Annotated in this window: 22 protein-coding genes and 1 pseudogene; 9 read left to right on the top strand and 14 right to left on the bottom strand. The window is 61.5% G+C overall.

The window, feature by feature from the left end; all coding sequences use genetic code 11:
* Nucleotides 1–64: 64 nt before the first annotated feature.
* Together IFT47_RS13205 and IFT47_RS13210 are read right to left on the bottom strand one after the other, a co-directional pair.
* Complete coding sequence (locus IFT47_RS13205) at nucleotides 65–1,450, bottom strand: GTPase/DUF3482 domain-containing protein (RefSeq protein ID WP_192173010.1); 1,386 nt, start codon at nucleotides 1,448–1,450, stop codon at nucleotides 65–67.
* The gene (locus tag IFT47_RS13210; RefSeq protein ID WP_192173009.1) at nucleotides 1,443–2,822 is read right to left on the bottom strand and encodes a DUF2868 domain-containing protein; all 1,380 of its coding nucleotides are present in this window, start codon (nucleotides 2,820–2,822) and stop codon (nucleotides 1,443–1,445) included. The genes IFT47_RS13205 and IFT47_RS13210 overlap by 8 nt, the downstream gene beginning before the upstream one ends.
* Before the next feature lie 128 nt (nucleotides 2,823–2,950).
* Here IFT47_RS13210 and IFT47_RS13215 point away from each other — a divergent pair, with 128 nt between their 5' ends.
* Nucleotides 2,951–3,463 (top strand): dihydrofolate reductase, encoded by a 513-nt coding sequence (locus IFT47_RS13215; protein WP_192173230.1) that lies wholly within the window; start codon nucleotides 2,951–2,953, stop codon nucleotides 3,461–3,463.
* Nucleotides 3,464–3,768: 305 nt separating this feature from the next.
* Nucleotides 3,769–4,824 carry a haloacid dehalogenase-like hydrolase gene (locus IFT47_RS13220; RefSeq protein WP_192173008.1) on the top strand — a complete coding sequence of 352 codons (1,056 nt, stop codon included), beginning with the start codon at nucleotides 3,769–3,771 and terminating at the stop codon, nucleotides 4,822–4,824.
* Between the two features lie 44 nt (nucleotides 4,825–4,868).
* Here IFT47_RS13220 and IFT47_RS13225 read toward each other — a convergent pair whose 3' ends face one another.
* Nucleotides 4,869–6,137 carry a DASH family cryptochrome gene (locus tag IFT47_RS13225; RefSeq protein WP_192173007.1) on the bottom strand — a complete coding sequence of 423 codons (1,269 nt, stop codon included), beginning with the start codon at nucleotides 6,135–6,137 and terminating at the stop codon, nucleotides 4,869–4,871.
* 143 nt (nucleotides 6,138–6,280) lie between these two features.
* On the opposite strand from IFT47_RS13225, the gene IFT47_RS13230 reads away from it, so the two are divergent.
* Nucleotides 6,281–6,745 carry a DUF3429 domain-containing protein gene (locus tag IFT47_RS13230; RefSeq protein WP_192173006.1) on the top strand — a complete coding sequence of 155 codons (465 nt, stop codon included), beginning with the start codon at nucleotides 6,281–6,283 and terminating at the stop codon, nucleotides 6,743–6,745.
* A 144-nt stretch (nucleotides 6,746–6,889) separates the two neighbouring features.
* On the opposite strand, the gene ilvD is transcribed toward IFT47_RS13230, so the two are convergent.
* Both ilvD and IFT47_RS13240 read right to left on the bottom strand, forming a co-directional pair.
* Entirely contained in the window at nucleotides 6,890–8,737 is a 1,848-nt protein-coding gene (gene ilvD / locus IFT47_RS13235) for a dihydroxy-acid dehydratase (RefSeq protein ID WP_192173005.1), read from the bottom strand.
* A gap of 422 nt (nucleotides 8,738–9,159) precedes the next feature.
* The gene (locus IFT47_RS13240; protein WP_192173004.1) at nucleotides 9,160–10,356 is read right to left on the bottom strand and encodes a class I SAM-dependent rRNA methyltransferase; all 1,197 of its coding nucleotides are present in this window, start codon (nucleotides 10,354–10,356) and stop codon (nucleotides 9,160–9,162) included.
* Between the two features lie 167 nt (nucleotides 10,357–10,523).
* Here IFT47_RS13240 and IFT47_RS13245 point away from each other — a divergent pair, with 167 nt between their 5' ends.
* From IFT47_RS13245 to IFT47_RS13255, 3 genes are all read left to right on the top strand, one after another.
* Nucleotides 10,524–11,390 (top strand): HDOD domain-containing protein, encoded by an 867-nt coding sequence (locus tag IFT47_RS13245; RefSeq protein ID WP_192173003.1) that lies wholly within the window; start codon nucleotides 10,524–10,526, stop codon nucleotides 11,388–11,390.
* 38 nt (nucleotides 11,391–11,428) lie between these two features.
* Nucleotides 11,429–12,241 carry a bifunctional DNA-formamidopyrimidine glycosylase/DNA-(apurinic or apyrimidinic site) lyase gene (gene mutM / locus IFT47_RS13250; RefSeq protein WP_192173002.1) on the top strand — a complete coding sequence of 271 codons (813 nt, stop codon included), beginning with the start codon at nucleotides 11,429–11,431 and terminating at the stop codon, nucleotides 12,239–12,241.
* Nucleotides 12,242–12,406: 165 nt separating this feature from the next.
* Nucleotides 12,407–12,742: a multidrug transporter gene (locus IFT47_RS13255; RefSeq protein ID WP_192173001.1), complete on the top strand. Its 336-nt coding sequence runs from the start codon at nucleotides 12,407–12,409 to the stop codon at nucleotides 12,740–12,742.
* Here IFT47_RS13255 and ggt read toward each other — a convergent pair.
* The 4 genes from ggt to IFT47_RS13275 all read right to left on the bottom strand — a co-directional run bounded on the left by ggt (nucleotide 12,724) and on the right by IFT47_RS13275 (nucleotide 17,141).
* Nucleotides 12,724–14,457, bottom strand: a complete 1,734-nt coding sequence (gene ggt, locus IFT47_RS13260) for a gamma-glutamyltransferase (RefSeq protein WP_244655955.1) — start codon at nucleotides 14,455–14,457, stop codon at nucleotides 12,724–12,726. The two genes, IFT47_RS13255 and ggt, sit on opposite strands and share 19 nt — an antisense overlap.
* 87 nt (nucleotides 14,458–14,544) lie before the next feature.
* On the bottom strand, nucleotides 14,545–14,796 hold the full coding sequence (locus IFT47_RS13265; RefSeq protein WP_065991092.1) for a YfhL family 4Fe-4S dicluster ferredoxin: 252 nt from the start codon (nucleotides 14,794–14,796) through the stop codon (nucleotides 14,545–14,547).
* A gap of 99 nt (nucleotides 14,797–14,895) precedes the next feature.
* The gene (gene coaD / locus IFT47_RS13270) at nucleotides 14,896–15,378 is read right to left on the bottom strand and encodes a pantetheine-phosphate adenylyltransferase (RefSeq protein WP_192172999.1); all 483 of its coding nucleotides are present in this window, start codon (nucleotides 15,376–15,378) and stop codon (nucleotides 14,896–14,898) included.
* A 323-nt stretch (nucleotides 15,379–15,701) separates the two neighbouring features.
* Nucleotides 15,702–17,141: a coniferyl aldehyde dehydrogenase gene (locus IFT47_RS13275; RefSeq protein ID WP_192172998.1), complete on the bottom strand. Its 1,440-nt coding sequence runs from the start codon at nucleotides 17,139–17,141 to the stop codon at nucleotides 15,702–15,704.
* Nucleotides 17,142–17,289: 148 nt separating this feature from the next.
* Between IFT47_RS13275 and IFT47_RS13280 the strand changes: the two genes are divergently transcribed.
* From IFT47_RS13280 to IFT47_RS13290, 3 genes are all read left to right on the top strand, one after another.
* Complete coding sequence (locus IFT47_RS13280; protein WP_192172997.1) at nucleotides 17,290–18,486, top strand: MFS transporter; 1,197 nt, start codon at nucleotides 17,290–17,292, stop codon at nucleotides 18,484–18,486.
* Between the two features lie 72 nt (nucleotides 18,487–18,558).
* Nucleotides 18,559–19,245 carry a TetR/AcrR family transcriptional regulator gene (locus IFT47_RS13285; RefSeq protein WP_192172996.1) on the top strand — a complete coding sequence of 229 codons (687 nt, stop codon included), beginning with the start codon at nucleotides 18,559–18,561 and terminating at the stop codon, nucleotides 19,243–19,245.
* A 62-nt stretch (nucleotides 19,246–19,307) separates the two neighbouring features.
* The gene (locus IFT47_RS13290) at nucleotides 19,308–20,162 is read left to right on the top strand and encodes a sulfurtransferase (RefSeq protein ID WP_192172995.1); all 855 of its coding nucleotides are present in this window, start codon (nucleotides 19,308–19,310) and stop codon (nucleotides 20,160–20,162) included.
* Between the two features lie 18 nt (nucleotides 20,163–20,180).
* Here the strand turns inward: IFT47_RS13290 and IFT47_RS13295 are convergent, their stop codons facing one another.
* The 5 genes and pseudogenes from IFT47_RS13295 to IFT47_RS13315 all read right to left on the bottom strand — a co-directional run.
* The gene (locus IFT47_RS13295; RefSeq protein ID WP_192172994.1) at nucleotides 20,181–20,504 is read right to left on the bottom strand and encodes an AzlD domain-containing protein; all 324 of its coding nucleotides are present in this window, start codon (nucleotides 20,502–20,504) and stop codon (nucleotides 20,181–20,183) included.
* Nucleotides 20,501–21,229 (bottom strand): AzlC family ABC transporter permease, encoded by a 729-nt coding sequence (locus IFT47_RS13300; RefSeq protein WP_192172993.1) that lies wholly within the window; start codon nucleotides 21,227–21,229, stop codon nucleotides 20,501–20,503. Before IFT47_RS13300 ends, IFT47_RS13295 begins: the two co-directional genes overlap by 4 nt.
* Before the next feature lie 68 nt (nucleotides 21,230–21,297).
* Entirely contained in the window at nucleotides 21,298–22,314 is a 1,017-nt protein-coding gene (locus IFT47_RS13305) for a hydrolase (protein ID WP_192172992.1), read from the bottom strand.
* Nucleotides 22,298–22,918 carry a 16S rRNA (guanine(966)-N(2))-methyltransferase RsmD gene (gene rsmD / locus IFT47_RS13310; protein WP_065991110.1) on the bottom strand — a complete coding sequence of 207 codons (621 nt, stop codon included), beginning with the start codon at nucleotides 22,916–22,918 and terminating at the stop codon, nucleotides 22,298–22,300. The genes IFT47_RS13305 and rsmD overlap by 17 nt, the downstream gene beginning before the upstream one ends.
* A pseudogene (locus IFT47_RS13315) lies at nucleotides 22,918–24,294 on the bottom strand (M16 family metallopeptidase); the annotation flags it as partial. The gene rsmD and the pseudogene IFT47_RS13315, both read right to left, overlap by 1 nt.
* Nucleotides 24,295–24,342 lie beyond the last annotated feature (48 nt).

The following is a 24,342-nucleotide window of genomic DNA, read 5'->3' on the forward strand; positions in this document are numbered from 1 at the left end:
CCTACCGCAAAATGATTGAAGCGACTGTCGGCAGCTTGCCGCCCGATCAGTCGTGTGGCTCATTTCAGACGAGCACGGTCTTCGCCAACGCCTCGACTTGCTCCTGCCGCTCGTTCTGATTCAGCTTCGCCCCCGGATTTAGCGACGACCATTGCGGGTGCGCCCGCGCCTTATGCAGCGCCTCTGGCAGCTTGCCTTCGCGCCAGGTTTTGTCGAGAGGGGCTGTCAATTTGATGCTCTCTATCGCGGCATGACCCCGCACCTCCAAGGCTTGCAGCAGTTGCCGTTGGCGCAGCGCCAGCAGCCGGAGCACGGCATCGTCGACCGTCAGTTCGCGCTGCCCCTTGAATTTGTCCATCAACCGGCCGCCATAACTGCGCGCTGTTTGCAGGGCGCCGCCGGCAATCGCGCCGACCAGTGCCGCCGCACCCAGCGTGATGCCGCCAACCAGCAAATCCACGCCAGCACCTGCGGCCGCGCCCGCAGCGATACCGCCACCCACGCGCACGCCCAGCAATTTCAGGGTTTCGGGATTGAACAGGTCATCGCCCCAACGGCCATCCATCAAGGGTAAATCGCTGGCCGAGGCGTCTTCGCGACGAAAGGCGTAGAGCTTGAGCAGCGACTCGACGCAACGTTGTTCGCGCTGGCGCACGGCCTTGCGCAGGTCATCGATCGCCGCCTGCACCTGACCGGAATCCGTTGCCACACTTCGGCGACAGGCTGCGCAGTCCAGCAACAGTTCGGCGATCAGCCTGGCTGCGCTCTGCTTGCGAGCTTCACGCTGGGCCTGCTGGTCTGCGATAAGACGCTCAAGTCTTCCCCGTGATGTTTCCAGCAGCAGGGCGAGGCTTTCATACAGACGGCGTTCGCCATCTTCCGGTGGGGCGACGCTGTCAAAACGCACCAGCGCATGCAGTCCGAGACGCGCCAGCGCTTCACGCCAGTCCGGTTCGCGCTGCTGCGCACTGCTGACAAAATTGAGCACGGGCAGCAAGGGTTTGCCGCAACTGGCGAGGACCGCCAGCTCGTCGCGATATTTGGCGAGCACCGGCTCTCGCGCGTCGATCACGTACAAGCCGGCGTCGGAGGCGAGCAACTGACGCAGCACCTTTGCCTCCTGTTCGAAACGCTGGCGCGCCTCGCTGCCCTCCAGAAAGCGCCCGAGCCGCGCCGGGCCGTCGAGCCGTTCGCCGGGTCTGTCCAGCCGCTCGAGATAATCCAGCAGGGCGATGGCGTCTTCCAGGCCAGGCGTGTCGTACAGCTCAAGTAGCGCCTCGCCATCCACCGACAACCGCGCGCCTTCGACGTGCCGGGTGGTGCTCGGACGATGGGAGACTTCGCCGAAGCCGACATCGCGGGTCAGCGTGCGCAACAGCGAGGTTTTGCCGACGTTGGTATGGCCAACCACGGCCAGTTTCAGCGGTCGAATTGCGTCCTTGTCAGTCATGTCCGCTCTCCAGCCAGTTCACTGGCGCGCTGTCGGTCCAGTTCAGTTCAAGCTGCTGCAACGCCGTGTGCCAATCCTCCAGTCGGTCGGCGTCCAGCGCCTGTCCGGTGGGGGCCGGCAACAGCCAGATGCGCGTCGCCGTGGCGCAGCGCGCGAGTTCTGCAATCAACGCCAGGCTGCCGCGGTCTGGCGAGCGACGTGGGTCGCAGGCAATGGCAAGGCGCGCGGGCGGATAGCGTGTCAGTTGGTCAAGCAGTGTGCGCCGTGATTCCCGGGAGTCGAGAACGCCGGCGTTGACTACGTTGTCGGGAAGCTCGGGCGGCCACGGCTGCTGATTGTCCAGCTCGATGGCGACGAGCAGCGCACCTTGGCTTTCGCTCGCCGAAGGACCGGTGATTACCGCGTGAAGCTCAGGAGGCGCTGCATCGTTGATGCCCAGCCGTTCACTGCTGGGCATCAAGCGCTCGCGCAGTTCGACGAAGCCGGGGTGATTCAGATCCAGCGCCAACCCTTGTCGACCCACGCGCCAACGCAGGTAACACAGCACCGTCAGCAGAAGACGCGGCACAATACCGAACACCACCAGCACGCCGACCAGCCATCCGGCCCAGGCCTGACGGGCGTTTTCGATGGCGAGGGCGTTGTCGCCGCTGGCGCGAATCATCGATTCGGTCGGCACGCTGAAACCCAGCAACGACGGAATCGCCCCCAGGCCTCGGGTCAGGCTGACAAAAGTGTCACTGCCCAAAATGGTCGTTTCCCAGACGAAGCCGTAGCGCCGCGTCGCCATCAGTAACAGCAGCAGCGTCAGAGCGCTGAGCAGGGCGAGCAGCCACAGGCCATTGACGCAGATGCCCAGCACCCATCGGTTCAGACGCTTGCGTTGCAGCAGAAATATCAACGCCGGCGCGAGCTGCGCGGCCTGGGCATCGCGTGCCAGCTTCTCGCTGAGCCACATCCAGAGGCGACCGAGGCCGGCGGTATTTTCCCCGACGAAGAGCAGGCCCATCGCCCAGCTTGTCAGCAGAATCAGGTTAAGCCCGAGCAGGCTGCCCAGCGCCCAGAACACATTGACAGGCGTTTGTCCGTCGCCCAATGCGGCGAAAGCCAGTCCGGCGCCGCTGACCACCGTGAACACCGCCAGCACGATCAGCGCCAGCCGCGCGCCTTGTTTCCAGTGGTGCAGGGCCTTGCGCATGCCGTCACGTTCGGCAAGCCACAGGGCGCGGTGTTTGATCCGGGTTTGCAGGTCGCCCGCAGCGGCACGAGCGCGGCGATTGGCTTCTTCATCTTCGAGCGCGCCAGCGTGTTCTTCACGCAGGCGCACGGCTTCGGTCAGCCAGAGTTCATCAAGGGGAGTCAGTGCAGTCACGCGGCGTCTCGTCGGTAAAGTCGTGGGTGAGCATAACCGGTGGAGAGAGCGAAACGAAAACTGCCGCTATGAAACGCCTTTCACTTTGTCAGTTCAGCAAAACAGGCGCCTCTGGTATCCTCGCCGCCATGAAAAACTCTCTCCCACTCAGCCTGATTGCAGCTATCGGTGAAAACCGCGTTATCGGCTGGAATAACTCTATGCCCTGGCACCTCCCGGGCGATTTCAAATATTTTAAGGCGACCACGCTGGGCAAGCCGATCATCATGGGGCGCAAGACCTGGGATTCCCTGGGCCGTCCGCTGCCGGGTCGGTTGAATCTGGTGGTCACGCGCCAGCAGGATTTGCAGCTTGAAGGCGCCGAAGTATTTACCTCTCTGGACGCGGCGGTGCATCGCGCGGAAGAGTGGGCGCGCGAGCAAGGTGTCAGCGAAGTGATGCTGATCGGCGGCGCCCAGCTTTACGGCCAGGCCCTCGAGCACGCTGACCGCCTGTACCTCACCCGCGTTGCGTTGAGTCCCGAAGGCGATGCGTGGTTTCCGGAATTCGATCTGGCGCAGTGGAAACTGGTTTCCGACACGCCAAACCCGGCACTGGATGACAAGCCTGCGTACAGTTTCGAGGTTTGGGAGCGGGCCTGATATCGCTATCGCGAGCAAGCTCACTCCTACAGGGGAGTGCGGTCAACGGTGGGAGTGAGCTTGCTCACGAAGATGGCATTTCAGCCGGTGAAGATTTAGGGGATGTACCGGCCTATTCGCGAGCAAGCTCGCTCCCACAAGTTTAAGCAGCTCAAGCGTTGTCACAAAAACGTCGTTTTCATGTCATCTGTCGCGAATGGCGCCTGAGGTGACGCGGTGAGAACGGACGCTGTCGCTGACGCATCGAAACAGTCATGGCTTTTTGTTACGGTCCTCCTCGAACCAAAAAAGGGGAGGGGATCACCATGAAATTCGTACCAACATTATTGGCCACCGCGCTGTGCCTGGGCCTGGCCGGACAGGCACTCGCCACCGAGCTGACCCACTGGCCTGCGCCTGCCGCCAAGCAGCTCAACGCCATGATTGCGGCGAACGCCAACAAAGGTAATTTCGCCGTTTTCGACATGGACAACACCAGCTACCGCTACGATCTGGAAGAGTCACTGCTGCCGTTCATGGAAAACAAAGGGCTGATCACCCGCGACAAACTCGATCCTTCTCTCAAGCTCATCCCGTTCAAGGACACCGCTGACCATAAGGAAAGCCTGTTCAGTTACTACTATCGACTCTGCGAAATCGACGACATGGTCTGTTATCCATGGGTCGCGCAAGTGTTTTCCGGCTTCACCCTCAAAGAACTCAAAGGCTACGTCGACGAGCTGATGGCCTCGGGTAAACCCGTACCAAGCACCTATTACGAAGGCGACGTGGTCAAGACCATCGAAGTGCAGCCGCCCAAGGTCTTCACCGGCCAGGCCGAGCTGTACAACAAGCTGATGGAAAACGGCATCGAGGTCTATGTCATGACCGCGGCCTCCGAAGAGCTGGTGCGCATGGTCGCCGCCGATCCCAAGTACGGCTACAACGTGAAGCCGCAGAATGTCATCGGCGTGACCACGCTGCTTAAGAACCGCGAGACAGGCGAATTGACGACCGCGCGCAAGCAGATCACCGCCGGCAAGTACGATGAGAAAGCCAACCTCGGTCTTGAGCTGACGCCTTACCTGTGGACCCCGGCGACGTGGATGGCCGGCAAGCAGGCGGCGATCCTGACCTACATCGATCAGTGGAAAAAACCGGTGCTGGTCGGCGGCGACACCCCTACCAGCGACGGCTACATGCTGTTCCACAGCGTCGACGTCAGCAAAGGGGGCGTTCACCTGTGGGTCAATCGCAAGGACAAGTACATGACCCAGCTCAACGGCATGATAAAGACCAACGCCGAAGCTCAGGCCAAAGAGGGATTGCCGGTGACGGCGGACAAGAACTGGGTGATCGTCAAACCGGACGAGATTCAGTAACCCGTCTCATCGCGCGGCGCGGCGATATGCTGTGCCGCGCACTGTCAGGCCCATAGCCTGCGGTAGGCGCCGTCGGCATCATGCTCGTCGGCCTGCTTCGCGGTGTTGAAGCGCCGACCGCCCCTGGGGTCCGTTCCGTAGCCGGCGATGTACAGCCAATTGCCCTGATTGCTGTAGACGTCGTAATCCACCAGCTGCGCTTCGAACCAGGCGGCCCCGGCGCGCCAATCGCTCTTGAGGTCAAAGATCAGGTAACTGGCGACGATCTGGCGCATTCGGTTGGATAAGTAGCCGGTTGCTGCCAATTCCCGCATGCCAGCGTCAATCAGCGCCTCTCCGGTTTCACCCCGACACCAGCGCGCGAACCCCTGTGGGTTGTGGCCCGGCTCGCTGCCACCTTTCAGGCCGCTGGCGCGGTAGAGAAGCCGGCCGTATTTGAGGTGCAGCAAGCGAAAGTAATCACGCCAGAGCAATTCGAAATATATCCAGTACGTGCTGTCGTTGGCGCCGTGTTCGGCCTCGAAAGCCTTCAAAGCCTGATCGATCTGCGGCGCTGACAGCGAACCCCGTGCAAGCCAGGGCGAAAACTTGGTGGAGTCGTCCACAGCGCTCAAGTTATTGCGGGTGGCTTTATAGCTGTTCGCCAATCCGCGGCTGAAATACTGCTGCAGATGCTCAATGGCTGCCTGCTCGCCACCGTGGAACGCTTGCTGTTGGTAAGCAAACGCCGAGCGGGAGTCCAAAGCGGGAGGCGCCTGCAGCGTGACCGGCTTGATGCTCGAACCTGGGGGCAGTGCAGGAATTGTCGTTGGCGACGGTATGACGGGGCGTGCAGAAGTGTGGGCTTTTTCCACAAGACGACGAAAGCTGCTGAATACGTCGGGCAACTCCTCGACCGCCATCGGCAACTCATCCAGCGAAAACAGCGTCGACTGCCAGTGATCTTCCACGGTCAATCCCGCTGCGCGAAGGCCCTGCACCTGTGCTTCCTCTTCCGGCGCCGCGATGCGTTCGCAGATGACCGTATCGATACCCCATTCGTGGGCCAGGGCGACAAGCCGCTCCACCGGATCACCCTCGATCTGCATCAACCCACTGCCGTGAGCCCGCAACTGCTCGGCCAGTGCGCTGACCGCTGATTGTTCGAAATACTGGCGGTGGGCGCCGATGCGCTCGAATCCCCATGGCGACGAAGTCGTCACGGGTGCGCAGTAAACCGGCAGCAGCGTGTCAGCAATTTCACATGCGTGAGTGAACGCTGGGTTGTCGGCAAGTCGCAGGTCCTGACGGAACCAATAGATCAACGTATTCATATGAAGGTCTCAGCGTCTAGGGATCAAGGCCTTGATCAGTTGGTTTGAGGGCGTGGTCCTTTTTCCGTTCGAGCGAAGAGAAGCTAAACAGGATTGCGCTTTTGAGCGATAGTCTTTCAAGTAAATGACTGGAAGGGGCTCAAATGAAAGCGTTGTCGCTGTCTTCGTCGCCAAGGTATGTCGCCCTGCTGGGCTATGGGGGGTTGCTGCCGTTCGTTGGGCTGCTGTTGCTGATTCTTTTTTCAGTCGAATATCGCCCTTTCTTGACGCAAGCGCTGGTTGCTTACGGGGCGGTGATCCTGAGCTTTGTGGGCGCGCTGCATTGGGGGTTCGCCATGACCCTGCAAGGGTTGAGTGCCGATCAATGTCGCGAGCGGTTCATCTGGAGTGTCATCCCGGCACTGATCGCCTGGCCCGCTCTGTTATTGCCGGCACCGCTGGGGCTTTTGCTGTTGATTTTAGGTTTCGTCACGCATTACTGGCAGGACCGGCGTCTGGTGAAGACGGCAACACTGCCCGCCTGGTATTTGCCGATGCGTCTGCGTCTGACGTTGGTCGCCAGTCTTTGCCTGCTGTTGGGTGCGATCACCGTAGCCATTGGCTCATGAATCGCCGGTGTCTGGATCTGTTGCCGGCGAAATTGATGGGCCCGGGTGGATGTTCGACGGATGGTCGAGCCTTGCCTCTTTAAAGCGGCCGGCAGACAAAAGAACACCCCGACAGGCGGGGTGTTTTTCAGTGCGGGGTGATGCTTACGGCACCAGCTTGTCCAGCAGGGCCTTGTCACGCACAGCACCTTTGTCGGCGCTGGTCGCCAGCAGGGCGTAGGCCTTGAGGGCGGTGGTCACCTTGCGCGGGCGGGACTCAACCGGCTTCCAGCCTTTCTTTTCCTGCTCGGCGCGACGTTCGGCCATTTCCGCGTCGTCGATCATCAGGTTGATCGAGCGATTCGGAATGTCGATCAGCACTTTGTCGCCGTCACGAACCAGACCGATCGCGCCGCCGGCTGCGGCTTCAGGAGAAGCGTGGCCGATGGACAGGCCAGAGGTCCCGCCCGAGAAACGTCCGTCGGTCAGCAGCGCACAGTCTTTGCCCAGGCCTTTGGATTTCAGGTATGACGTCGGGTACAGCATTTCCTGCATGCCCGGGCCGCCTTTCGGACCTTCGTAACGGATGATCACGATGTCCCCGGCCTTCACCTCGTCCGCCAGAATGCCGCGAACGGCGCTGTCCTGGCTTTCGAAAATCTTGGCGTTGCCTTCGAACACATGAATCGATTCGTCCACGCCGGCGGTTTTTACCACGCAGCCGTCGAGCGCGATGTTGCCGTACAGCACGGCCAGGCCGCCTTCTTGCGAGTAGGCGTGCTCGACGCTGCGGATGCAGCCGTTCTCGCGGTCGTCGTCCAGGGTTTCCCAACGGGTCGACTGGCTGAAGGCCGTCTGGGTCGGAATACCGGCAGGGCCCGCTTTGAAGAAGTGATGCACCGCTTCGTCGTCAGTCTGGGTGATGTCCCACTTGGCGATGGCTTCTTCCATGGATTTGCTGTGCACGGTCGGCAGGTCGGTGTGCAGCAGTCCGCCACGGGCCAGCGAGCCCAGAATGCTGAAGATGCCGCCGGCGCGGTGGACGTCTTCCATGTGGTACTTCTGGATATTCGGCGCGACCTTGCACAGTTGCGGCACGCGGCGCGACAGGCGATCGATGTCGCGCAGGTCGAACGGAATCTCGGCTTCCTGGGCAGCGGCCAGCAAATGCAGGATGGTGTTGGTCGAGCCGCCCATGGCAATGTCGAGGGTCATCGCGTTTTCAAAGGCCTTGAAGTTGGCGATGTTGCGCGGCAGCACCGAGTCGTCATTGTCTTTGTAATAGGTTTTGCACAGGTCGACGATGGTGCGGCCGGCCTGCAGGAACAGCTGTTCGCGGTCGGAGTGGGTCGCCAGCGTCGAGCCGTTGCCCGGCAGCGCAAGGCCCAGGGCTTCGGTCAGGCAGTTCATCGAGTTGGCGGTGAACATCCCGGAGCACGAACCGCACGTCGGGCAGGCGCTGCGCTCGTATTCAGCGACTTTTTCGTCGGACGCGGTGGAGTCGGCAGCGATGACCATGGCGTCGACCAGGTCCAGGCCGTGGCTGGCAAGCTTGGTCTTGCCGGCTTCCATCGGACCGCCGGAGACGAAGACCACCGGGATGTTCAGGCGCAACGCAGCCATCAGCATGCCGGGGGTGATCTTGTCGCAGTTGGAGATGCAGACAATGGCATCGGCGCAGTGGGCGTTGACCATGTACTCGACCGAGTCGGCAATGATCTCGCGGCTTGGCAGCGAATACAGCATGCCGTCATGGCCCATGGCGATGCCGTCATCCACCGCGATGGTGTTGAATTCCTTGGCCACGCCGCCTGCTCTTTCGATCTCGCGCGCCACCAGCTGACCCATGTCCTTCAAGTGGACGTGGCCCGGTACGAACTGGGTGAACGAGTTGGCGATGGCGATGATCGGCTTCTTGAAATCGTCGTCCTTCATGCCCGTGGCACGCCACAAGGCGCGGGCGCCGGCCATATTGCGGCCGTGGGTGGACGTTTTCGAACGGTAATCAGGCATTGGAACACTCCGGCTAATCGGCTGAATAAGGAAGGGAGTGAGCTTCTAGTGACGTCGTGTGCAAAAGGCAGTGACCGGATGCAGCGAAGAAACCGAACGATACGGGATCACCGTACGCCCAGCCTGAGCTCATAAACCCGCCGGGGGATGACTGGCGATGAATAGCGCTGATTCTACACCTGTGAGGGCGGGAGGGAATGGCGGGAAGTGGGGCTGCGGATTCATCGGTCTGATAACACAGATGTATCTGCAGACAAACGCAACTGTGGGAGTGAGCTTGCTCACGAAGGTGGCGGTACATTCGCTAAAGCTTCAGCGGGTGCAACGCCGTCTTCGTGAGCAAGCTCACTCCCACAGGGAGCAATCGCCTTCAGATCCGCGCGGGATCTGCATAAATGGGCGATCTCGTTACGCCACAGCCATCAGCTGTTCGGCAGCAACCGGCAGGTTATGCTTTTGATGTAGCGGGTCTCTGGGATCGCAGGGTGGACCGGGTGGTCCGGGCCCTGGCCTCCGCGCTCGAGCAGCTGGATGTTGCGGTCCAGATGGCGGGCGCTGGTCAGCAGGATGTTTTGCAGGTCGTCTTCCGGCAGGTGCATCGAGCAGGAAGCGCTGACCAGAATGCCGTCCTTGCTGAGCAGGCGCATGGCTTGCTCGTTCAGGCGGCGGTAGGCGCCTTCGCCGTTTTTCATGTCTTTCTTGCGTTTGATGAACGCAGGCGGGTCGGCGATGATCACGTCGAAACGCTCTTCAGCGGCTTTCAGCTCCTTCAGCGCTTCAAACACGTCGCCTTCGATGCAGGTGACCTTCTCCGCGAAGCCATTCAGCGCCGCGTTACGCTCTACACCGTCCAGCGCAAAGGCAGACGCATCCACGCAGAACACTTCGCTGGCGCCGAACGCACCGGCCTGGATGCCCCAGCCGCCGATATAACTGAACAGGTCCAGCACACGCTTGCCCTTGGCGTAAGGCGCCAGGCGCGCGCGGTTCATGCGATGGTCGTAGAACCAGCCGGTCTTCTGGCCTTCCATCACCGGCGCTTCGAATTTCACGCCGTTCTCTTCCAGCGCGACCCACTCCGGCACCAGGCCGAACGCGGTTTCAACGTAGCGGTTCAGCCCTTCGGCGTCGCGCGCGGCGGAGTCGTTCTTGAGCAGAATGCCGCTCGGTTTGATCACTTGAATCAGCGCAGCCAGCACGTCGTGTTTCAGTTGCTCCATGGCGGCTGACGCCAGCTGCACCACCAGAATGTCGCCGAAACGATCTACAACCAGACCCGGCAGCAGGTCGGAGTCGCCATAGACCAGGCGATAAAACGGCTTGTCGAACAGACGCTCGCGCAGCGACAGGCAGACGTTCAGGCGATGAACGAGCAGCGACTTGTCCAGTGGCAGCTTGACGTCGCGGGACAGCAACCGTGCGCAGATCAGGTTTTGCGGGCTCATCGCGACGATGCCCAGCGGCTTGCCACCCGCGGCTTCGAGAATGGCTTGAGCGCCAGGAGCAAAGCCGTTGAGCGGGGTGGCAGCGACGTCGATTTCGTTGCTGTAGACCCACAAATGACCGGCGCGCAGGCGGCGATCGGCGTTGGGCTTGAGGCGCAAGCTAGGCAGGGACATGACGTCGCTCCGGAAAAAAGAGCGGGAGTATAGCGCGTCAGTCGGCTGGCGGGCGCGCCGTGCTCTGTTACCGTCTGGCTGTCCGTCGGATCCGTTGAATCGTCATCCAGTTGTCGACCCATGGCCGCGAGGGGTTAGAATCGTGGCCTGACCCCGAGTGTGAAGTTATGTCCCAAGAGCTTACGTCCGAGCAGATCCAGCAGGCGTTACAAGGCATCAGCGTCCCGCCCCAGCCGCAAATCATGGTGGATTTGCAGATGGAGCAGTACATGCCCGACCCTGACCTGGGTGCCATCGCCCGGTTGATCGCCCAGGATCCGGGGCTTTCCGGCGCGCTGCTGAAAATCGTCAATTCCAGCCATTACGGCCTGAGCAATAAAATCGCTTCGATTCAGCGGGCGGTGAATCTGCTCGGCAGTCGCTCGGTCATCAACCTGATCAACGCGCAGTCGATCAAGGGCGAGATGAGCGACGAAACCATCGTCGTGCTCAACCGTTTCTGGGACACCGCCCAGGACGTTGCGATGACCAGTCTGACGATCGCCAAGCGCATCGGCTCACAAACCGTGGACGAATCCTACGCGCTGGGTCTGTTTCATGACTGCGGCGTGCCGCTAATGATCAAGCGTTTCCCCGATTACATGAGCGTGCTCGAAGAAGCGTATTCCAACGCCACCGCCGAGTGCCGCGTCGTCGACACCGAGAACAGGCTGCTGAACACCAACCACGCCGTTGTCGGTTATTTCACCGCCAAGTCCTGGCGTTTGCCTGAACATGTGAGCAACGCCATTGCCAATCACCACAACGCGCTGGCGATTTTTCAGGACGACTCGGGTCGCAACGCGCCACTGAAAAACATGCTGGCCGTGCTGAAAATGGCCGAGCATGTGTGCGAATCTCACCGCGTCCTGGGCAACGAGCCCGTCGACCACGAGTGGAACAGCATTGGTCCTCTGGTGCTCGACTACGTCGGCTTCTCTGACTATGACTTCGAAAACCTCAAAGAAAGTATTCGTGAGCTGAGTGCGCACTGACCCTGCGCACCTGACCTCACCCTTCATCGAGCGGCCCCATGCCTGAATTACCTGAAGTCGAAACCACTCGTCGGGGCATCGCACCGCATCTGGTGGGCCAGCGCGTCAGCCGGGTGATCGTGCGCGATCGTCGCCTGCGCTGGCCGATCCCCGAAGACCTCGACGTGCGCCTGTCTGGGCAGAAAATCGTGGCCGTCGAGCGCCGCGCCAAGTATCTGCTGATCCAGGCGGAGGTCGGCACCTTGATCAGCCACCTCGGCATGTCGGGCAATCTTCGCCTGGTGGATGCCGGTCTGCCGCCGCTCAAGCATGAGCACGTCGACATCGAACTCGAGTCCGGCCTGGCCTTGCGCTACACCGACCCCCGTCGTTTCGGCGCCATGCTCTGGAGCCTTGATCCGCTCAACCACGAGCTGCTCGCGCGCCTGGGGCCGGAACCGCTGACCGAGGTGTTCGATGGTTTGCGTCTGTTCGAGCTTTCTCGCGGCCGGGCGATGGCAGTCAAGCCTTTCATCATGGACAACGCAATCGTGGTGGGCGTCGGCAACATCTATGCGACCGAAGCCCTGTTTGCCGCCGGAATCGATCCGCGCCGTACCGCCGGGAGTGTTTCCAAGGCGCGCTATATAAAGCTGGCCATTGAAATCAAACGCATCCTGGCCGCCGCCATCGAGCGAGGCGGGACGACGCTGCGGGATTTCATCGGCGGCGACGGCCAGCCCGGCTACTTCCAGCAGGAACTGTTCGCGTACGGCCGCGGCGAGCAGCCGTGCAAGGTCTGCGGGACCACGCTGCGAGAAGTGAAGCTGGGTCAGCGGGCCAGCGTTTACTGCCCGAAGTGCCAGAAATAATTCCCGACAGCGACAGGAAGTACTGACCGCCGCTTGGTCGCCAGGGTTTATCCGACGTCTCCTACAGGGCGTGTGTCGTCAGTGAGACACGCCGCCCCTTGCGTAAGCCCGCGCCCTGTTTATAGTGAACAGCTTCATATCTGCCTTAGCCTGAAGGACCATGCCATGAGCCCGTTTCGCATGCTTGCTGCCACGTTGGCCGTGTTCTTCGGCTTGCAATTCACGCCTGCGCTGGCTCAGGACGCGACAGGCAGTGGTGATCCCGTCTACGAAATCGAAAGTCCTCCTGCCTACGCGATGATCGGCGACCTGCTGATTGCGCGGCCGATTCTCATCGTTGCCACCGTCATTGGCGCCGGGTTGTTTGTGGTTGCATTGCCGTTTACCGCCGCCGGTGGCGGCATTGGCCGCACCGGCAAGGCCCTTGTCGTGGATCCGGGCAAGGCGGCATTTGTCCGCTGCCTGGGTTGCACCGGCGATGGTTACGGCAAGCAGGACTGATCGGCGCAGGCGCGCATCAGCTTCAGCGCGCCATCGGGTTTGAATATCGTCGAAACGCCGATGCCGCGTGGATCACTGGCCGCTTCAACCCGGGCACTGTTCTTGTGCCACAACAACACCTGCTGGTTGCCAAAATCCTTCGCCGTCTCTTTCAGCGTGTAACCGCGCTCGCGCAGGTCAGCCAGTTCCTGCTCAGTGAAAGTCCCCGGCTCGTACTCGACCACATCCGGCGTGTACTGGTGGTGATAGCGCGGCGTTGATGCCCAGTTGGCAATCGGCTGATCATCAAGGTATTGCAGTATCGACAGCAGCACCATGCTGGGGATACGGCTGCCGCCCGGGGTGCCGAAGGCTGCGAGGGACTGCGGGCCTTCTATGAAACTCGGGCTCATGCTGGAGAGGGGCCGCTTGCCCGGCTCAATGGCGTTGGCGTGACCGCCTGCCGCCGCCGAGGTGCTTTGGCCTTTGGGGTCGATGGCAAAGTCGTCCATTTCATCGTTGAGGATGATCCCAGTGCCAGGCACGGTGAACGCGGAGCCGAAGGGCAGATTCAGCGAGAGTGTCGCCGTGACGGCGTTGCCCTCGTTATCCAGGACCGCGAAATGGCTGGTGTTATCGCCCTCACGCCAGCGCGGGGCGGGTGGCAGGATGTTGTTGGGCGTGGCGCGGTGGGGGTCGATGCTGGTGGTGAGTTGCAGCAGGTAGTCGGGGGAGAGCAGTTGAGCCACCGGATTGGGCACGAAGTCAGGGTCCCCCAGCAATACGCGATCACGGTAAGCGCGGCGCAGTGCCTCGATCACCAAGTGCGCCCGCTGGATTTTCCCTGACTCCCGCCACGGCAGTTGTTGCAGCATGAACAGGCTTTGCGCCAGAGCGATGCCACCTGCCGAGGGCGGAGGTGCGCTGATCAGCTCCCGTTGATCGGCCATCTGAACGCGCAAAGGCGTGCGCGTGACGACTTCATATTCTTCGAAATCGTGGTAATTCCAGATGCCCCCTGCGCGGCGAACGCCGCTGACCATCGCCTGCGCCACCAGACCGCTGTAGAACCCTGCGCGGCCATTGTCGGCAAGGCGCTCCAGCGTCTGCGCCAGTTCCGGCTGGGTGATGACGTCACCCAGATTTGGCACATCGTTGTTGCGCAGAAACAGGCGCGCACTCTCCTTGTCATTACGCAGCGCGAACAGCCGCCAACTGGCGCGTTCGCGATAAACACTGTCCACTTTGAAACCGCGATAGGCGACCCGGATTGCCGGCGCGAGTGAAATCGTAAGCGGCAATCGGCCATAGCGTTCGGCGAGTTCGACCAGCGCAGCGGGAAGCCCGGGAATCGCGGCCGCCAGAGGTCCGTTGAGGGATAGGTCCGGCTGGAGGATCCCTTTGCGGTGGAACATTTTGGGTTTGGATTTGAGCGGCGCCTTTTCGCGCGCGTCGAGAAATTGATACTGAACGGGGATGCCGGATTGGCGCAGCAGGAAAAACCCGCCGCCGCCGAGGCCCGACCCGTAGGGCTCCACGACGGCGAGGGTCGCGCTGATGGCGATTGCGGCATCGAATGCGTTGCCGCCGTCGACCAGGATTTCCTGACCGGCGGCCGTCGCGATGGGGTGCGGACTGGCAATGGCGGCCTGATCAGGGTGATCGGGGCTGGCCTGGGCCGAAAAAACGCACAGCAGAAACACTGCGCCTGACAAAACAGGTATCCGTTCCAGCATAGAGATCATGCGTATCTCGCTCAATTCAACAGGCGTTAAGCCAGTGTCTTCGGCGAAAGCACGTATGCCGACAGGATATGCGTTCGGTTATGCCTTGCTTGTGATCAGGTTGTACTTGGCCATGAGCTCGTCCTTGCTCTCCACGTGGTTTTCATCCAGCGGGATGCAGTCCACAGGGCAGACTTGCTGGCACTGCGGCTCGTCATAGTGACCCACGCATTCGGTGCACAGGTTGGGATTGATCACGTAGATCTCTTCACCCTGGGAAATCGCTTCGTTCGGGCACTCGGGTTCGCAGACGTCGCAGTTGATGCAATCGTCGGTGATGATCAGGGACATGGATACTCCTGCCACGGTCGACACCGGGGCATATCAAAACGAATGCGGCGGATTGTGCCGCATTAGCGCTCGGTATGCACCTCGCCTCGACGCAAGGCCTCAGGCTTTTTTGAAGCGTTCGCTTAGCGCCTGGGCCACGGCGGGGTGTACGAATTTGGTGATATCACCACCTAACGCTGCGATTTCCCTGACCAGCGTAGATGAAATGAACGAATAGCGTTCGGACGGCGTAAGAAAAAGACTTTCGATGTCCGGGGCCAGTTGCTTGTTCATGTTGGCGAGCTGAAATTCGTACTCGAAATCCGACACCGCACGCAGGCCGCGCAGCAGGATGTTGGCGTTCTGTTCCTGGGCGAAGTGCGCCAGCAGTGTCGAGAATCCTACGACCTCCACGTTGTGCAGGTGTTTGGTCGCTTCGCGGGCAAGCGCAACCCGTTGCTCCAGCGGAAACAGGGGGTTTTTCTTGGGGCTGGCGGCGACGGCAATGACCACCTGATCGAACAGGCGCGAAGCGCGCTCGACCAGATCGCCATGACCCTTGGTGATAGGGTCGAAGGTGCCGGGGTACAACACTCGGTTCATCGCGTCGTCCTGGTCGGAGTTCGTTGGGGACTGGATGGTAGCGCAGCACGCTGAGCCGGCCAAGTCGCGCAAGTCTGGAGTGGGCCTGCCGGTGTGATAACCCTTGGGTTTACGGCGTGACGCTAAATGCATTCCCGGCTAAAGCCAGTCCTACAGGATGATCGCGTTCAAAGAGTGGGACCGGCTTCAGCCGGGAAGAGGCCAATGTGGGCGCCATCAGACTTGCGGCGTGACGCCAAATGCATTCCCGGCTAAGCCGGCCCCAGAATGTTCCACAGCCAGTCCTGCGGGGCGCGTTGTGTCGGTGTGAATTCGCACACGCATCACCGCACGAACAGTTTCTGAATCAGCTTCTGGATCGCCTTTCCATAGGGCGGGTAGATCAGGCGTGCGGCGTTGAAGCGTTGTTTGATCAGCACGCCTTTGGCATGGCTGAACGTCAGAAACCCTTCGTGCCCGTGGTAATGGCCCATGCCCGACGCGCCGATGCCGCCGAAAGGCAAGTCGTCCTGGGCGACATGCAGCAGGGTGTCATTCAGGCAGACGCCGCCCGAATGCGTCTGCTCCAGCACGCGGTTCTGTTCATGTCGGTCGTAGCCGAAGTAGTACAGCGCCAGTGGCCTTGGGCGTTGATTGATGTAGGCGAACGCGTGCTCGATCTGGTCATAGGGCACGATCGGCAGCAGCGGTCCGAAGATCTCGTCCTGCATGATCAGCATGTCGTCGCTCACATCCAGAATCAGGCTGAACGGCATTCTGCGGTCCTGCCCCTCGGCGAACAGCTGAACCACCCGGGCACCCTTGGTTTGCGCGTCGGCGAGATACGAATTCAGCCGTGCGACATGCCGCTGATTGATGATTGCGGTGTAGTCCGGGTTGTCGGCCAGCGTGGGATAAAAACGCATGACCGCTTCCCTGTAGGATTCGACGAATTCGTCAACGCGATCCCTGGGCACCAGCACGTAGTCGGGCGCTACGCAGGTTTGTCCGGCGTTGAGGGTTTTGCCGAAAGCGATGCGTTCGGCGGCGTCCTTGAGCGGGACGTCGCGGGACACGATGGCGGGGGATTTACCGCCCAGCTCCAGCGTCACGGGCGTGAGGTTTTCCGCCGCCGCGCGCATGACATGCCGCCCGACGCTGGTGGCGCCCGTGAACAATAAGTGATTAAACGGTAACCTCGAAAAGGCCGCGCCGACCTCCGCCTCGCCCAGCACAACCCCGACGTGATCCTCCGCAAACACTCGTGCCAGCAGGCTTTTTAGCAAAGCGCCGGTGGCGGGCGTGGATTCGCTGAGCTTGAGCATCACGCGGTTACCCGCCGCCAACGCGCCCACCAGCGGCCCGATGGCCAGATACAGCGGGTAATTCCACGGCACCACCACGCCAATCACGCCTAACGGCTGGTAAACGACTTTCGCGCTCGCGGGCTGGAACGCCAGGCCGACGCTTCGGCGGGAAGGCCGCATCCATTGCTTCAAATGACGCTGGGCATGGCGGATGTTGTGCAGGCAGGGCATCAGCTCGGCGAGGAGCGTTTCATCGGCGCTGCGGTGGCTGAAATCAGCGCTGATCGCGTCAATGATTGCCTGACGCTCGGTGCTGAGCAGCCCGTGCAGGCGGTCGAGCCATTGCTTGCGTTCTTGCAGCGTCGGCATCGGATTGGCGGCGAATGCGCGACGTTGTTCGTCGAATACCTGCTCCAGGCTGCTGCGAAAGGGAGGGGCATCGTCTGCATAGGGCAGAAGCTTGGATTCGACGGGCATCGCAGCAGTCCTTATTAACGTTATGCAGGGGTTTTTAGAGTCATTGCTCTACGAAGTCAACGGTCCTTGCATTCGCTCGCAGACGCACGCCAGACTGTCCCGGCTAAAACTGAACTGCCGCCCCTGCACCACCCGACACGGAGTCTCAATGCGCACGGACTATCTGGCGTTTTTCATTTCCCTGTTTCTCTCCCGCCTCGCCGATCAGGTTCTGCTGTTTCTGGTGCCGCTGATTGTCTTTCAAACCACCAACAGCGCGTCCCTGGCGGGGCTGGCGTTTTTCGTCGAGACATTGCCGCGCTTCCTTGCCTTCCCGATTTGCGGCGCGCTGTGCGACAAATACTCGCCCATCCGGTTGCTGCACATCAGCCAGATCTACCGCGCATTGATCTGTCTGGTCGCGATGGGGCTGTACGGCCTGTTTGGCGGCATCGGCTGGCTGATCGGGCTGTCGGCGATCTGCGGCGTCCTGACCACCCAGGGGATCATGGCCCGGGAAGTGGTGATGCCGCATATTTTCCCGGATTACCGCTACGGCAAGACGCTCTCCTACTCTCAGATCGCCGACCAGACCGGCCTGGTGCTCGGGCCTTTGCTGGCCGCGCTGGCCCTGGAAATCTGCCCGTGGTGGGGCGTCGTGATGGGTGTGGCGCTGGTGTTCGTTGCGGCGGATCTCGCCATGGGCGTCTGGCAACGCAAGAGCGACGTCACGCTGGAGCGCTTTGATCAGCACGCAGGCCGCTGGACCCAGCCACTGAAAATCGCCTTCGGACACATCTTCCGACTGGCCGAACTGAAGAAGATCATTTTGCTGGCGGTCGGCGTCAACCTGATCGTCGGCGTCACCCTGGCCAGCTCGGCGGCCATGGTGATCGGCTCGTTTGGCGAGAGCAAAGATTTCTACGCCGGTCTGCAGGCGGCGGGCGCCTTGCTGACCATCGCGATTCTGTTTGTTCTGGCCCGGGTCAGCCTGCCGCTGAAACTGCTCGGTGCGATGTCATACATCGCCTTGCTGCTGGGTGCATTCATTACCGCCACGAGTGCGTCATCCGAGGTCTACCTTGTCGGCTTTCTGCTGATCGTCGGCTTCGACAAAATGTTCAACGTCTACATGCGCAGCATTCGTCAGCGGGTCATTCCGGCGCGGGACTTCGGCAAGACCGTCGGCGTCATCACGCTGCTGAACAACCTGTCGCAACCGCTGGCCGGGTTACTGGTGGGAGTGCTGACGGCGCCGATCGGTCTGCGCGGCGTCATTTTAATCAACGTGCTGGCGGCAGCCGTGCTCGGTGTTGGCGTCGCAGCGGTGGTTCGGCTCAGGGTGGCAACGGCCGTGGAGCGATGAAGTCTGCAACGGATCCGACGCTTGCGTTAAGATCCGGCACATCCCTGTTACGTTTCGACGTTCGAGTTGAACATGGCGCCGCGCATCAAAACCGTACGCATCAACACCCGTGAACGCATCGTGCACAGCAGCCTGGAGCTGTTCAATCAGCAGGGCGAGCGCAGCGTCAGCACCAATCACATCGCTGCGCACATGGAAATGTCGCCCGGCAATCTGTACTACCACTTCCCCAACAAGCAGGCGATCATCGCCGAGTTGTTCACCGAATACGAAACGCTGGTCGACAGCTTTCTTCACCCGCCCAAGGGCCGTCTGCCGGGTGTCGAAGACAAACGCCATTACCTGATGGCGATCATCGACGGCATGTGGCGCTACCGTTTTCTGCACCGCGACCTCGAGCACCTGCTTGAAACCGATCCCGAGCTGGCAGTGCGTTACCGACGCTTTTCCCAACACTGCCTGATCAAGGCGATGTCCATTTACAGCGGCTTTGTCGACGCGCAGATTCTGAGCATGGACAAGGTCCAGATCGAATCGCTGACGCTCAATGCGTGGATCATCCTAACGTCTTGGGTGCGTTTTCTGTGCACCACCCGGGAGAACGCCGCTCACCTGAATGAGGACGCGATACGTCGCGGCGTTTATCAGGTGCTGATGCTGGAACTGGCCTACGTCACGCCCCAGGCGCTGGAAGCAGTGAATGCGCTGTGCGCGGAGTTTTACGTGCCGTTGGCCAAGGCACTGGAAGACGCTGGCTGACTCGGCCCGGTTGTCTCACTCGATTGTCATATCGCCCTTTTTACTGCCTGCAGGAGCCTGTCATGTCCATCGCGCAATTGATCAGCCCGCAACAATTGTCAGAACGCCTGACCCAGCCCGGGCTTGTGATACTGGATTGTCGTTCGTCGCTGGACGATCTGGACTACGGCCAGCGCAGCTACGCAGAGGGCCATATCGAAGGCGCTTCTTACGCTGACTTGCTCAATGATCTCAGTGGTGCCATCACCAAGGGTGTGACCGGTCGCCACCCGCTGCCGGATCCGCAGACACTGATCGAGCGCTTGCGGTTCTGGGGTGTGAACAACCACAGCGATATCGTGCTTTACGACGATGGCCCGGGTGCGTATGCCGCCCGAGCCTGGTGGTTGCTGGCGTGGCTGGGCAAGCGCGACGGCGTGTATATGCTCGATGGCGGGCTCAAGGCCTGGCATGGGGCGGGTCTGCCGCTGAGTCTTGATCCACCGCACCAACCCGAGGGTTCATTCGACGGCGTGCCAGATGAATCGATGGTGCTGGCGGCCGAGCAACTGCAGGCCCGCATCGGCGATCCCGCCATGACGCTGATCGACGCACGTGCCCCCGCGCGGTTCCGGGGTGAAGTCGAGCCTATCGACCCTATTGCGGGGCACATTCCGAGCGCACAGTGCGCGGCATTCACCGACAACCTCGGGCCGGATGGCCACTTTCTCCCGGCAGAGCAGCTGAAGCAGCGCTTCGCCGAGGCACTACAAGGCCGTCCTGCCCATGCGCTCGTCGCTTATTGCGGTTCCGGCGTAACGGCCTGTCACAACCTGTTTGCCATGACTCTCGCCGGGTATCCGTTGGGGGCGCTGTACGCGGGGTCATGGAGCGAATGGATCAACGACCCGCAGCGGGGCGTCGCGACCGGGGACTAAGGTAGCGGCGTATCTGCCTCACATCTGGCCCATCGCCCAGCGCAGCAAGAAGAACACCAGCAATCCGCCGCCGATGGTCGCCAGAAGATTGCGGCTGAATGCCGCAATGCCAATCGACACGATCCCGGCCAGCAAGTAGGCGTTGTCCAGGGACAACTGCCAGTGCGCGCCGTCGGGCAGCAACATGCCAGGGACGACGATGGCGGTCAGCACGGCGGTGGGTACGTAATGCAGGCCTTGGCGCACCAGCGGCGGGAAACGCAGGTTCGGCCAGGCGAACAGGCTGTAGCGCATCAGAAAAGTGATCGCCGCCATGCCCAGAATCAGCCACCAGTACGTCATGGGCGCACCTCGTTCGGGGTCATGTCGTCCAGCCTTGCCGCTTGCCTTCTCTCCAGAAACACCCCCGTCGCGATGCCACTGAACGCTGCGGCCATGAGCCCCAGCTTGTAGGGCCATGACCATGTCAGCAGGGCAACCGCGCCAGCGACCAGCGCGGCGGCGATTTGTGGGTGGGTGCGCAGTAGCGGCACGACGATACCGATGAAAGTTGCCAGCATCGCGAATTCCAGGCCCCAACTGGCCATGTCGGGAAAAGCCTGACCAAACAGCACGCCCACCAGCGAGCTGCTTACCCAGCAGGCATACAGCGAGCTCGCCACGCCCAGCCAGTACCAATGCGCGAGCGGCGTCCGGCCGTGGACCAGGTAGTGGCGTTGAACAATGGCGAAAGTTTCGTCCGTCAGCCAGAACGCCAGCAGCAGTCGCCAGCGCTGGGGCAGCCCCTGAACCTGTGGCTGCAGGGTGGCGCTGTACAGCACGTGGCGCAAATTGACGATGAACGTCGTCAACAGAATCACAACCGCGCCGGCCCCGGCGCCCATCAGGCTGATGACGATAAACTGCGCCGATCCTGCGTAAACGAACATCGACATGCCGACCGCCTGCCACAGGGTCAGCCCACCCACACCGGCGAGGGTGCCGAAGATAATGCCGAATGGGGCAATGCCAACCAGCATCGGCACGCTGTCGCGAAGGCCGCGGACGAAGAGTTGATGACGGGACATGGTTTTTCTCCTTATGCCCCGGATGGTAAGCGGGCGGCGCACACGTGTCTTGAACGATCGTGCAGGCGTTAGCGGCTTGGCTGCGTGCCATGGACGTCCGTCAACCACGCCGGAATCCGTTGCTCCAGGTAATACGTCGGCTTTCTAATCGTGCCGCCGACAAAACCCACGTGACCGCCTTTTTTCTGCAGGTCGAATTCGGTGCTGGACGACAGCTCCGAGCCTTCAGGCAGGCTGTGCTTGAACACGAACGGGTCATCAAGAGATTGAATCAGCAGCGTTGGCGTGCGGATGGCGCCGAGGAAGTACCGACTGGAGGCGCGCTGGTAGTAATCATGGGCGTCCACGAATCCATTGAGCGGCGCTGTCACGCGCCCGTCGAAATCCCAGAACGTGCGCATGTCTTTCAGGGAGCCCAGTGCCGCCAGTTCTGCCAGCCCGTCACTGAGGCCTTCGTGCTGAAAGCGTCGCTGCTTGTCCTTGATGTAGCCGACCATCTCGCGCATGAAGTGCCGTTGGTAAACCCTGGAAAACCCCAGCCCGATCCGGTCGGCGCATTCGTCCAGACGAAACGGCACCGACACCGCCGCAGCCCCCTGCAGGTGGCTGTCGAACCCGGTTTCGCCAAGGTGCTTGAGCAAAATGTTGCCGCCGAGGGAATACCCGACCGCGTAAAGCGGCGCCAACGGTCGAGCCTTGCGCAGATGATCGATCACGGCGGCAAGGTCTTCGCTGGCGCCGGAGTGATAGCTGCGGGGCAACAGGTTCGGCTCCCCTGAACAGCCTCGCCAGTTGAGGGCGACACTCGCCCAGCCACGTTTTTCCATGGCGTGCTGCAGCCCGGCGACATAGGGGGAGTTGGACGAGCCGGTCAGACCGTGCAGCACCAGCACGACCGGCACAGTGGCGTCGTGCGGGCCGTGCCAGTCCATGTCGAGGAAATCACCGTCTTCCAGCCAGATGCGCTCGCGCCGACGCTCGAGGTGGGTGGTCGGCCGCCAGAGCGGTCCCCACAGCGTCTGCAAGTGCGGGTTGCCCAGGCCGAATGCCGGGACAAACCCGGGAAGATCAGCTCGCGACCGCACTGCGTTCCCACACCGCGTAGTGAACCTGACCGGCTTTCTTTTCACGGTGCAGGCGCCAGTTGGCGGGCATGCCCAGCGTCGACGGCGCGGTTTCGCTTTCGGTGTAGATCCACGCGCTGTCCGCCAGCCAGTTGCGCTCTTCGAGCAGCGTGCAGGCAGGCATCAGCAAGTCCTGGTGGAACGGCGGGTCGAGGAACACTACGTCGAACTGTTCGGCCGGCTGGGTCTCCAGATGACGGAGCGCGTCGCCGGTCGCGGTTTTGCCGACGGTGCAACGCAGCGTGCCGAGGTGTTCGCGCAGGCTGGAGATCGCCATCGAGTTGGTGTCCAGCGCCAGACCCATGCTGGCGCCGCGCGATAGGGCTTCAAGGTACAGCGCGCCACTGCCGGCGAACGGATCGAGGACGCGCGCGCCTTCGATGTACGGCGCCAGCCAGTTGAACAGAGTTTCCCGCACACGGTCCGGCGTCGGGCGCAGACCGGGGGCGTCAGGGAAACTCAGACGCCGACTGCGCCATTCGCCGCCGATGATCCGCAGTTGGCCCAGGCCCGTGTGGATTTTGTGCCCTTTGTGGATACGCGGCGGCTTGGAAGTCGAGGTCATCAGTGCTCCGGAACGCCGAGCGGTTGCTCGGCGGGTTTGTCAGTAGGGGGTGGCAGTGGCTTCTGCGGGACGGTCGGACCTGCGGTCACGATCACCAGCTTGTCGGCGTCCAGATGTTTGTTCATCACGGTCTTGATCTGCTCGACCGTGACGCTCTGGGACTGCGTCATGAAATCTTCGAGGTAGGTCAGCGGCAGATTATAGAAGCCGACTGCGCCCAGTTGGCCAACGATGGCCGCATTGCTGGCAGTCGCCAGTGGAAAGCTGCCGGCCAGTTCGCGCTTGGCATCATCGAGCTCTTTTTGGGTCGGGCCGTTGGCAAGGAAGTCACGGGTGATGTCCTTCACCAGCTTGAGGGTGTTTTCGCTGAGTTCGGCCCGGGTCTGCAGGCTGATCATGAACGGACCTTGTGCCTGCATCGGCGTAAAGCCCGAAGAGACGCCGTAGGTCAGGCCACGTTTTTCCCTCACTTCGGTCATCAGACGGCTGCCGAAACCGCCGCCACCGAGGATCGAGTTGCCAAGTGACAGGGCCGCGTAATCAGGATCGCCGCGGGTGATGCCCAGTTCAGCCAGCATCAGGTGGGTCTGCTTGGACGGAAACTCGATGTGGGTTTCACTCGGCTTGGGTTCGGTCGGTGCGACGGTTGGCGCCAGCGCCGGGCCTTTGGGGAGCGCAGCGGAAACTTGCGCCGCAACGGCTTCGGCTTCCGCTCGCGTCAGGTCTCCGGCCAGCGCAATCACTGCGTTGCCAGCGGCGTAGGCCTTGGCATGAAAGGCCTTCAGTTGAGCAAAGGTCAGAGGCGCGATGCTTTTGGCCGTGCCCATGCTCGGATGCGCGTAGGGATGATCGCCGTACAACCGCTTGAACAGCTCATCGCCTGCGAGCTTGCCCGGGTTCTGCTTTTGATATTCGAAGCTCGCCAGCAGTTGATTTTTGATCCGCGCCAGCGAGTCCGCCGGGAACGTCGGTTTGCCCACCACTTCGGCAAACAGTTTTAACGCGGGCTCGCGTTTGTCGGCGGCGCTCAGGCTGCGCAGCGAAGCGATCGCCATGTCGCGATAGGAGCCGTTGCCGAAATCAGCGCCCAGCCCTTCGAAACCTTCGGCGATGGCGCTGACGTTCTTGCCTTTGACGCCCTCGTTGAGCATCGCGTTGGTGACCAGCGCAATACCGGGATTGGCGCCGTCCTGGCTGCTGCCGGCCGCGAACAGCAGGCGCATGTCGAACATCGGCAGTTCATGGGCTTCGACGAAGAGCACGCGAGCGCCTTCGGCGGTATTCCACGACTGGATGTTCAGCGAGCGGCGAGCCGGCGCTTTACCGTCCAGCTCTTTCAGGGATTCCAGCGTGCTGGCGGCCTTATCGATGGCTTTCGGGGCTTCGGCGGTCTCTGCCATCGCCGATGCCGCACCGAACAGACC

This window comes from Pseudomonas sp. CFBP 13711, from assembly GCF_014842265.1.
GTDB lineage: Bacteria > Pseudomonadota > Gammaproteobacteria > Pseudomonadales > Pseudomonadaceae > Aquipseudomonas.

Coding starts and splice junctions, on each gene's coding strand:
- IFT47_RS13295 (WP_192172994.1), bottom strand. CDS start 20,504: ATGACGTACTGGTGGCTGATTCTGGGCATGGCGGCGATCACTTTTCTG.
- IFT47_RS13290 (WP_192172995.1), top strand. CDS start 19,308: ATGTCCATCGCGCAATTGATCAGCCCGCAACAATTGTCAGAACGCCTG.
- IFT47_RS13220 (WP_192173008.1), top strand. CDS start 3,769: ATGAAATTCGTACCAACATTATTGGCCACCGCGCTGTGCCTGGGCCTG.
- rsmD (WP_065991110.1), bottom strand. CDS start 22,918: ATGACCTCGACTTCCAAGCCGCCGCGTATCCACAAAGGGCACAAAATC.
- IFT47_RS13240 (WP_192173004.1), bottom strand. CDS start 10,356: ATGTCCCTGCCTAGCTTGCGCCTCAAGCCCAACGCCGATCGCCGCCTG.
- IFT47_RS13285 (WP_192172996.1), top strand. CDS start 18,559: ATGGCGCCGCGCATCAAAACCGTACGCATCAACACCCGTGAACGCATC.
- mutM (WP_192173002.1), top strand. CDS start 11,429: ATGCCTGAATTACCTGAAGTCGAAACCACTCGTCGGGGCATCGCACCG.
- IFT47_RS13205 (WP_192173010.1), bottom strand. CDS start 1,450: ATGACTGACAAGGACGCAATTCGACCGCTGAAACTGGCCGTGGTTGGC.
- IFT47_RS13215 (WP_192173230.1), top strand. CDS start 2,951: ATGAAAAACTCTCTCCCACTCAGCCTGATTGCAGCTATCGGTGAAAAC.
- IFT47_RS13300 (WP_192172993.1), bottom strand. CDS start 21,229: ATGTCCCGTCATCAACTCTTCGTCCGCGGCCTTCGCGACAGCGTGCCG.
- ilvD (WP_192173005.1), bottom strand. CDS start 8,737: ATGCCTGATTACCGTTCGAAAACGTCCACCCACGGCCGCAATATGGCC.
- IFT47_RS13275 (WP_192172998.1), bottom strand. CDS start 17,141: ATGCCCGTCGAATCCAAGCTTCTGCCCTATGCAGACGATGCCCCTCCC.
- IFT47_RS13255 (WP_192173001.1), top strand. CDS start 12,407: ATGAGCCCGTTTCGCATGCTTGCTGCCACGTTGGCCGTGTTCTTCGGC.
- IFT47_RS13265 (WP_065991092.1), bottom strand. CDS start 14,796: ATGTCCCTGATCATCACCGACGATTGCATCAACTGCGACGTCTGCGAA.
- IFT47_RS13225 (WP_192173007.1), bottom strand. CDS start 6,137: ATGAATACGTTGATCTATTGGTTCCGTCAGGACCTGCGACTTGCCGAC.
- IFT47_RS13230 (WP_192173006.1), top strand. CDS start 6,281: ATGAAAGCGTTGTCGCTGTCTTCGTCGCCAAGGTATGTCGCCCTGCTG.
- coaD (WP_192172999.1), bottom strand. CDS start 15,378: ATGAACCGAGTGTTGTACCCCGGCACCTTCGACCCTATCACCAAGGGT.
- ggt (WP_244655955.1), bottom strand. CDS start 14,457: ATGCTGGAACGGATACCTGTTTTGTCAGGCGCAGTGTTTCTGCTGTGC.
- IFT47_RS13245 (WP_192173003.1), top strand. CDS start 10,524: ATGTCCCAAGAGCTTACGTCCGAGCAGATCCAGCAGGCGTTACAAGGC.
- IFT47_RS13280 (WP_192172997.1), top strand. CDS start 17,290: ATGCGCACGGACTATCTGGCGTTTTTCATTTCCCTGTTTCTCTCCCGC.